The sequence below is a fragment of the Rhodococcus sp. 06-462-5 genome (assembly GCF_002258315.1).
GTDB lineage: Bacteria > Actinomycetota > Actinomycetes > Mycobacteriales > Mycobacteriaceae > Rhodococcoides.
Genome location: NZ_NOYD01000006.1, coordinates 1 through 8,722, shown reverse-complemented (window position 1 = coordinate 8,722; position 8,722 = coordinate 1). Strand labels below are relative to the sequence as shown.

Sequence of the window (8,722 nt, the reverse complement as noted above, 5' to 3'; positions counted from 1 at the left end):
TGGTCGCAGCCAGGACCAGTCCGGCCACTGCGCCGATTGCGAAGCAGCCGATGGCCGCCTTCTTGACGGCCCCGGCGGACGCGGCCTTGGAGCCGACCACCACCGCGCCTCCACCCGCTGCCGCCGATTCCGCGCCCTACGTGCAGTACCAGCAGCCGCACTACTACCCGCCGGCACCTCCGCCTGCACCCACGGTGCCCCTGCCCCAGATTCCTGGTGTCCAGATGCCCGTCATCCCGCTGCCGGTATTGCCGCGCCTACCGTTCTGACCGGCCGCGTTCTCACCCGTCGGACAGATACGGAAAGATCGTCGCTCATGGCCACCACTGCGCAATGGATCGAAGGCGCGCGACCGCGCACACTCCCGAATGCGATCGCCCCCGTCCTCGTCGGCACCGGTGCGGCCGTGTCGCTGGACGGAGGAGTGTGGTGGAAGGCGCTGTTGGCGTTGATCGTCTCGCTGGCTCTGATCGTGGGCGTCGTGGTTTGCGGCACCGATTCACCGACGCTGGCGGGGGTGCTCAGCGGTTGACTCTCGTCGCTGGATCCGAGTGCGGTGAACAGTCCGATAGCGGCGATGACGCCCGCGATCGGCAGCGCGATCATGCCGAGTCGCGTCAGGGCCGGACGGTGCGAGACGAGGGGCGGTACGTGGGTCGCGTCGACGTGGGTGGCGTGTACCGCGGCGCCACCGGCGATGACCAGTTCGGGCCTGTCCGGGACGATGACCGGCAGCTGCAGGAAGCGTTCGAGGGTGGCTCGGACCAACGGAACGTTGGACGTGCCGCCGATGGCGATGACGGCGTCGGGATAGAACTCGGCCTCGAGTCCGAGTCGGCGCACCGTCTCGGCGGCCTGTTCGGTGGAGCGTGCAATGGACAACTCGAAGATGTGCCGTTCGAGGAGTATGTGCTCGCCATCGGGTGTGCTGGTGGTCAGGTGCGAGGACAGCGCTTCCTTGATTCCACGGCAGAAGGCCGTCAGTGCACTGTCTTCGTCGGGAGATTGGGGCGGACGCACTATGCCGAGTCCGAGTATGTGGTCACGGACCACTGCGTCGAAGGAGGCACCGCTCATGGCGGTGGTCCGCGCGGAACCGTAGGAGCGGCCGGTTTCGACGTCCACGATGTCGACGTCGACTCCGGTCTCGCCCGCGTCGAACAACGCGATCGTTCGGTGGTGGGAGGGGAGGCCCGGGCGCAGGTACTCCATGGCCGCGCCGGTCCTGTCGATGAGGTGGACGTCGGAGACGTACTCCTCGGCCAGCGCGTCGGCGATTCCGGTGCGTTCGACGGGGGTTCGGTAGGCGACGCCGAGTGATTGGGGCGCGTCCGGACTGTCGACGATCCCGCGGACGACGCGCGCGACGTCCGCGGCCGTGGGGGAGAGCTGCCAGTCGTCGAACGGGGTGCCGTCGGTCCATGTGCCGTCTTCGGTGGTCCGCGCCGTGCGAATGCCGCACGTGCCGAGGGACACACCCACTGACGAACGCATCGCTTCTCCGGCCTCTCCATTTCGGTGACGGTGTTCAGGTACGAGGAACTCGCCCTCATGACAGGCGACGTGAACACTGTACCGTCTCGCGGTTTGGTTAGAGGCTCGAAACAATCCGAACGTCAGGTCGATGTGGTCGCTTCATCGGCCTACGATCTGGTGGCAGTGCCCATCGATATCGCTCATCCTCGGACGAAGGACCTCACGACCGACCTCCCGGTGGTGGGGATCCTCGGCGTCGTCGCGACTCGAATCGGCAGCGATCTCGTTCCGGTCCCGGGTGCGCGGGCGCAGGCCCTATTGGTGGCCTTGGCGCTGGCACCGGGGCGGATGCGGTCGGCGCAGGCGCTCATCGACGAGGTGTGGCCCGGGGAGCCTCCCCGTTCGCCGAAGAACGCTCTGCAGACGCAGGTGTCCAGGCTGCGGTCGGTGTTGCCCGCGGGCGTTCTCGAGAGCGACCGCGGTGGCTATCGGTTGGCACTCGACTCCGACGACACCGACCTCGGCCGCGCGCGTGTCCTCACTCGCGCGGCGGAGGGTCGGCTCGCAACTTCGCAGTGGCAGGACGCCCTCGAAAGTGTGCTCGACGCCCTGAGCCTGTGGCGAGGAGAGGCCGCGGAATCGGTCCGGGCGCAGGCCGAACTGCTCGAGGTCGCGCTGAGGTCCGTACAGATCTCGGCGTTGCTCGGACTGCGCCGTTTCGACGACGCCATCCCGCTCGCGCGAGCGAGAGTTTCGGCGGACCCCACCGACGAACTCGCCACCGCCGATCTGATGCGTGCACTGCACGGGGCAGGCAGATCCAACGATGCCCTCACGCTGTTCGCGGCGTTGCGAACCGAACTCGCCGAACGTCTGGGAACGGACCCCTCGCCTGCCGTGACCGCGTTGAACACCGAGATTCTGGGACACACCGCGCCGAAGATGCTGCAGACCATCGGTCTGCGCGCCGCACCGAACGCATTGATCGGGCGAGGCGACGACGTCGATGCGATCGAGGCACTGCTCGGCAGTTCTCGCGTCACCACTGTCCTCGGTCCAGGCGGCGCGGGTAAGACGCGGATCGCACACGAACTCGGTCGCCGCGCGGGCGCCCACATATCGGTGGCGTTCGTCGAACTGGCATCGCTGCGGAGCGAGGAGGACGTTGCGTCGGCGATCGGAGCGACCCTGGGGCTCACCGAGGCCGACATCAAGGTCGGCGGACTTCCGGTCACTCGGGTCCATTCGATTCGGGAACGACTGGTCGATGTCTTCTCGTCACGGCGGGGATTGCTGATTCTCGACAATTGCGAGCACGTGATCGACGAGGTCGCGGTGGTGGTAGACGCTCTGGTGACGTCAACCGACGCGGTGACAGTGCTGGCGACGTCGCGTTCCCCGATGGGGATCACGGCCGAGTCGGTCTTCCCGTTGCCGTCATTGGGCGTCGTCGGCTCGAATTCGCCTGCGACGGAACTGTTCTGCATCAGGGCGCGGGCGGTCCGTCCGTCGGCGCGCCTCGAACCCGACGCAGTGGCCCGCCTGTGCCGTACGTTGGACGGATTGCCGCTGGCGATCGAACTGGCTGCGGCGCGGGTCAAGTCGATGAGCGTGGAGGAGATCGACGCAAGGCTCGATCGTCGCTTCACGCTTCTGAACTCGGCGGATCGAACCAGGCCGGAGCGGCATCGGACGTTGCACGCCGTCATCGACTGGAGTTGGAATCTGCTCGACGCCTCCGAGCAGGCGGCTTTGCGTCGACTGTGCCGGTTCCCAGCGGGTTTCGATCTCGACGCGGCGCGGCAGGTGGCGCAATGGGCTGCAGTGGAGGATGTTTCGGCTGCGCTCGACGGTCTGGTGAATCAGTCCATGCTCAGCGTGGTCGAATCGTCGACCGGAATTCGCTACCACATGCTCGAGACGGTGCGCGAGTACGGCGAGGAGCAACTCGACGCCAGCGGCGAGGCCGAAAGCGTTGCAGCTCGGCTGCGTGAGTGGTCGACGTCCGTCGCGGTTCGGGTGTCCGCAGGCTATTCCGGTGGGCGTCCGGCCGAGATGGTCGCACTGATGGAGGCCGAACACGACAACTTGTTGTCGGTGATGAGACATTCTTTTGCACAACAGTTTTCGGACCACGTGTGCACCTTGTTCTCGGTACTGGGCTACTTCTGGGCCATGCGTGGGGCGCATTCGGAGGTGCTCAATTGGTCGGACAGGGTGTTGAGCAGCATGCGTGGCGGGATGGGCGGCACGCCCGACGACAACGCTGTGATGGCCCTGCTGGTGCTGGCAGCCCACTTCGCCTATGGCGGGAATCTTCGTCAGGTGGCTCGCATTCGCATCGATCTCCGGCACCTGCTGCGCAGTCGAGCCGGGATGTCGCCGGGGTTGCGCTTCGACTCGGAGGTCGTGGTCCACCACGCCGGGGGTCGAGGGTTGGCCCGAAAGCTGGCCCGTGCCGTTCGATCCGAGCACGACGATGTTCGCTGCAACGCGTACGTCGTTCGCTCGATGCTGGCGCAGAACTCGGGCCGCCTTTACGAGTCGATCCGAGACGCGGAGCAGGCGCTCGCCATCGCGCGCCGTCGAGGCGATCTGTGGGCCGTCGGCTCGACGTCGCAGACGCTGGCCAGCTCGTACGGGCTGTCGGGTGATCACTCCCGGGCCGTCGAGTACTACCGAACCTCGGCCGACGTCATGTGGGAGCTGCACGCGTTCGAGGAGAGCATGCAGACGCGTACTTTTCTGGCGATGGCATTGATCGGAGCCGGTCGTGTGGACGAGGGACGCGGACTGATCGACGAGTTGGAAGCCGCGGCGCAGGGGCAGGAGTTCACCCTCGATCCACCCTCGGGCAACGACGTCGGTGCTCGCTGGGATCACGCTCAGCAGCGGTCGAATTCCGCGTCGTTGACGGCGGCGCGGGCTGCTGCGGATCTCGAGGACGGTGCCGTCGAGCAGGGTCTCGAGGGTCTTCGTGCTGCGTTGGAGTTGGGTGGGTGGCCGTCCGACGATCCGACCGATCCGTTCATGACGATTCTGGTGTGTGCGGCTGTCGGTGCGCACGTTCTGCACGGTCGCGCCGAGGACTTGGCCGATGCGGTGGCGGCGTTGACGCGCAAGCCGTGGAATGTGTTGGTGCCGGGCGGTTTCTACGACATTCCGATGCTCGGCGCAGTTGCGTGTGCGGTGGGTTCGTTCGAGATTCACCGCGGAGACCGGGCGTTGGGGGTGCAGTTGCTGGCGGTGTCGAGCAGGGCGGTGGGTCGGCAGGACTTTCCGTCGATGCGGATCGATCGACATGTGAGTGCGGCCCGAGCGATCGCCGGTGACCGTGAGATCGATGCCGGGCTCGCTCGGGCCGCTGATTTCACCAGAAGTGCTGCGCTACAAGAGATTCTGCGGTTGCTTTCGATCGTCTAGGCCTTGCGCATGTACATTCGGACGGTCAGTGGGGCGAAGATCGCGACGATGACGGCACCGCCGACGAGCGAGTACACGACGTGAATTCCGAAGTGCCCGTTGTTCGCCAGCTCACGAACGGCCGTCACCAGGTGTGAGACGGGGTTGACGTCGGCGAAGGCGCGCAACCAGCTCGGCATGGTGCTGGTGTCGACGAAGGCATTGGACAAGAAGGTCAGTGGGAACAGCACCAGCATCGAGATGCCCTGAACCGACGAGGCTTTGTTCATCAGGGTGCCCAGGAGCGCGAAGATCCAGCTGATCGCCCAGGCGCAGAACATCACCAGCAGCACGGCTCCGGCGAGACCGAGTGCTCCGCCCGCCGGGTGGTAGCCCATCGCGAAGCCGGTGGCGAAGCAGACGACCGCGGCGATCAGGTAGCGGACGACGTCGGCCATCAATGCGCCTGCGAGCGGGGAGATTCGGGCGATCGGCAGCGATCGGAAGCGGTCGAAGACGCCCTTGTCCATGTCTTCTCGCAACTGGGTACCGGTGACGACGGAACCGGTGATCACCGTTTGCACCAGGATTCCCGGCACGATCAACGGCAGGTACGAGGTGACGTCGCCTGAAACCGCGCCGCCGAAGATGTAGCTGAACATCAGCGTGAAGATGATCGGTAGGAAGACCACATCGGTGAGTTGTTCGGGGTTGTGTCGGAGCTTGAGCAGACCCCGATATCCCATGGTGACGGACTGCGCGGCGGTGCGGGCCAGGCCGATGTGGCGCACGACGGGTCGGTCGGCGGGGTCGATGTATGTCGAGGACTGCCGGGTGAGTGTGGTGGTCATGCTGCGTCCTCTGCTGCGCTCTTGCCGGTGAGGGTCAGGAAGACCTCGTCCAGGCTGGGTTTGGTGACGGTAATTTCGTTGACGTCGATTCCAAAGTCGCGCAGGCGAATCAAGATGTCGGGGGTCATCGACGTGTCGGTCATCGGTGCGGTGAGTCGGGCGGCCTCGGGGCTGACGGCCACCTCGACACCCAGCTGCTCGGCAACCAACGCTCGGGCGTCGTCGATCCGATGACGGTCGGTGAGAGTCAGTGCGAGAGTAGATGTACCCACCGAGGACTTGAGCCCGTCCGCGGTGTCGTCGGCGATGACGCGGCCGTGGTCGATGACCGCGATTCGATCGCACAATTGGTCGGCCTCGTCGAGGTACTGGGTGGTGAGAAGGACGGTCGAGCCCTCGGCGACGAGGCGTCGGATGGTGTCCCACATCTGTGCTCGGGTGCGGGGATCGAGGCCGGTGGTGGGCTCGTCGAGGAACAGCAACGGTGGCGCCGAGATCAGGCTCGCGGCCAGATCGAGGCGTCGACGCATGCCGCCGGAGAACATCTTCAACGGTCTGGACGCCGCCTCGGTCAACCCGAATTCCTCGAGGAGGTCGACGGCTTTGGCCTTGCTCTCGCGGCGACCGAGCCCGAGTAGGCGGGAGAAGACGACGAGATTCTCGGTTGCGGTGAGGTCCTCGTCGACCGACGCGTACTGGCCGGTGACGCCCACGAGTGACCGGACGGCGGTGGCGTCGGCGACGACATCGTGGCCGAAGACGCGAGCCGAGCCGCCGTCGGGTCGTAGGAGGGTGGCGAGCATGCGGACCGTCGTGGTCTTGCCCGCGCCGTTGGGACCGAGGACGCCGTAGACCGCCCCGGTGGGAACGGTCAGGCTGACGCCGTCGACGGCACGTTGCTTACCGAATGTCTTGACGAGGTTCAGGGCCTCGATTGCTGGTGTGGTCATGGGGCCAACGATGACCCCGGGCGCTTGCACGACGCGTACGTCGCGCTTGCGTCCGCTGTCCGCCCAGGTCAGAGCGGGAGCGAGGTCTCCGTGAGGCCGACGCCCCCGGTGCCGCGTAGCTTCCTGAACCATTCGGTGCCGAACGTGGTGGCGAGGTCCTCCGGAGACATCTGCAGAAACGGTCCGAAGTCGCCGATCTGTGTTTCGTGGGCTTCCATCGCTGCCCGTTTGGCGTCCATCACGCTCGACACGTCGACCACCGTCGTGATCTCGGTCTCCGGCAGGCCGAAGGTTTCCATGTCCGGCGGTGACGCTTCTTCACCCCAGTGCGGATTGGCCTCCATCAGGCTCCGCATGTGATCGCGGTTGGTGGTGGTCTCGTACACGAAGCGAGTCTCGGCGATCTCGGTGGCGCGCTTGCCGACGACGTGAACCTGGATGTGGTCCGGGTGACCGTAGCCACCGTTCGGGTCGTAGATGGTGACGACGTCGGCCTGCTCCTCGAGCAGTACCTCGGCCAATCGCTGTGCCGCAGAGTCGACGTCGACGTTGCAGAATGCGTCCGGGTTCGCGTTCTCTGCAGTGCCGGCCATACCGGAATCGGCATAGTGCAGCCGCACGATGCGGGCGACACCGAGAGCGGCCGCCGAACGATCCAGCTCGATGCGCCTGCGCTCGGCCAACGTCTCGCCTTCGGCGAGGATGCCGTCGGGGTATTCGCCGAGGGCACCGTCGGTGGCGGTGACCAGGACGACGCGATGGCCGGCGTCGGCGGCGAGGCGCATCACCCCGCCGGTTCCGAACACCTCGTCGTCGGGATGTGCATGGAAGCAAACCAGGACACTCATGTCCTGAATGCTTGCACGTCGAAGCGGGTGCAGCCCAGTCGGCCGAGAAATACGATCAGGACGTGACCACACGGCGGTTGGCCCGGATCGGTTCCTTCTGGCAGGACTCGCGAGCGGATCGGTACTGCCGAGCGCTCCATCCCGTGGGCCTGTTGTTCGCCGTGGTGTTCTTCGCGCTGTCGATGACGCCGTCCCTGTTACCCCGTGTCTGGTACCTACAGGCGGTGGCCACCGGTATCAGCGTCGCGATCGGATACGGCGTCGGCTGCCTGATCGCGTGGGTGGTTCGGCTCTGCGGGGTGTCGCCGGACTGGTCCGAGCAGTGGCGTCGACGCGGGTGGTGGGCGTTGGCCGTTGCTGCGGCGGTGGCGATTCCACTGTTCCTGATCCTGGGATCGTGGTGGCAGCAGATCGTCCGCAAGCTCGTCGGTGTGGAGGACCCAGGGAGGCCGCTGTACATCGCGGTGCTGGTGGTCTCCCTGGTGGTGGCCGTGGCTGTGCTGGCGTTGGGTCGTCTGCTGCGGCGGGCATCCCATGCGTTGACGCGGTGGGGCAAGCAGTACGTGCCGAAGCCGGTCGCAAGGATCGCCAGCGTGATCGTCGTGGCCCTGCTGGTGGTGTTCGCCGTCAACGGCGCGCTCGTTCGCGGCATCGTGGCGGTTGCGGAGAGTTCGGCCTCGACTGCAGACCGCGGCAACCACGAGGGCGTCGAGAAGCCCACGGCGGCCGAACTCTCGGGTTCGGACGCCTCGAACGAGGAGTGGGAATCCCTGGGGCAGGAGGGTCGACGCTTCGTCGTGTCCGGGGTATCGCCGGACGAGATCAGTGAGTTCACCGGAAGGCCTGCGGTGCAACCGATCCGTGTCTATGCGGGCGTGGAGTCCGCGGACACCGTCGAAGGCGTCGCCGAGCGAGTGGTGGCAGAACTCGAACGCACCGGCGCATTCTCCCGCGCCGTACTGGGCGTCGCGACAACGACCGGGCGCGGATGGGTGAACGAAAACGTGGCTCGCCCTTTGGAATACCTCTACGACGGCAATTCGGCGATCGCCTCGATGCAGTACTCGTTTCTGCCGAGCCCGATGGCATTTCTGGCCGACCGGCAGACTCCGCAGGACGCCGGACGAGCCCTCTTCGAGGCGGTGTACGAGGTGTGGAGCAAACTCCCCGAGGACTCGCGACCGAAGCTGGTGCT

Annotated in this window: 5 protein-coding genes and 3 pseudogenes; 4 read left to right on the top strand and 4 right to left on the bottom strand. The window is 66.1% G+C overall.

Annotation, left to right across the window (positions count from 1 at the left end):
* Together CH251_RS28120 and CH251_RS27775 are read left to right on the top strand one after the other, a co-directional pair.
* Window positions 1-269, top strand: a pseudogene (locus tag CH251_RS28120) (hypothetical protein); the annotation flags it as partial.
* A gap of 47 nt (window positions 270-316) precedes the next feature.
* A pseudogene (locus tag CH251_RS27775) lies at window positions 317-481 on the top strand (1,4-dihydroxy-2-naphthoate polyprenyltransferase); the annotation flags it as partial.
* A gap of 200 nt (window positions 482-681) precedes the next feature.
* Here the strand turns inward: CH251_RS27775 and CH251_RS27770 are convergent.
* Window positions 682-1,494: pseudogene (locus tag CH251_RS27770) on the bottom strand (Hsp70 family protein); the annotation flags it as partial.
* A gap of 132 nt (window positions 1,495-1,626) precedes the next feature.
* On the opposite strand from CH251_RS27770, the gene CH251_RS04035 reads away from it, so the two are divergent.
* On the top strand, window positions 1,627-4,899 hold the full coding sequence (locus CH251_RS04035) for a BTAD domain-containing putative transcriptional regulator (protein WP_256978796.1): 3,273 nt from the start codon (window positions 1,627-1,629) through the stop codon (window positions 4,897-4,899).
* On the opposite strand, the gene CH251_RS04030 is transcribed toward CH251_RS04035, so the two are convergent.
* The 3 genes from CH251_RS04030 to CH251_RS04020 form a co-directional block, all read right to left on the bottom strand.
* Complete coding sequence (locus tag CH251_RS04030) at window positions 4,896-5,729, bottom strand: ABC transporter permease (RefSeq protein WP_094611959.1); 834 nt, start codon at window positions 5,727-5,729, stop codon at window positions 4,896-4,898. The two genes, CH251_RS04035 and CH251_RS04030, sit on opposite strands and share 4 nt — an antisense overlap.
* The gene (locus tag CH251_RS04025; RefSeq protein WP_094611958.1) at window positions 5,726-6,679 is read right to left on the bottom strand and encodes an ATP-binding cassette domain-containing protein; all 954 of its coding nucleotides are present in this window, start codon (window positions 6,677-6,679) and stop codon (window positions 5,726-5,728) included. The genes CH251_RS04030 and CH251_RS04025 overlap by 4 nt, the downstream gene beginning before the upstream one ends.
* Before the next feature lie 68 nt (window positions 6,680-6,747).
* Complete coding sequence (locus CH251_RS04020; RefSeq protein ID WP_094611957.1) at window positions 6,748-7,527, bottom strand: PIG-L family deacetylase; 780 nt, start codon at window positions 7,525-7,527, stop codon at window positions 6,748-6,750.
* Between the two features lie 62 nt (window positions 7,528-7,589).
* Here CH251_RS04020 and CH251_RS04015 point away from each other — a divergent pair.
* The coding region (locus CH251_RS04015) for an alpha/beta-hydrolase N-terminal domain-containing protein (protein ID WP_256978795.1) at window positions 7,590-8,722 on the top strand (1,133 nt) is incomplete at its 3' end.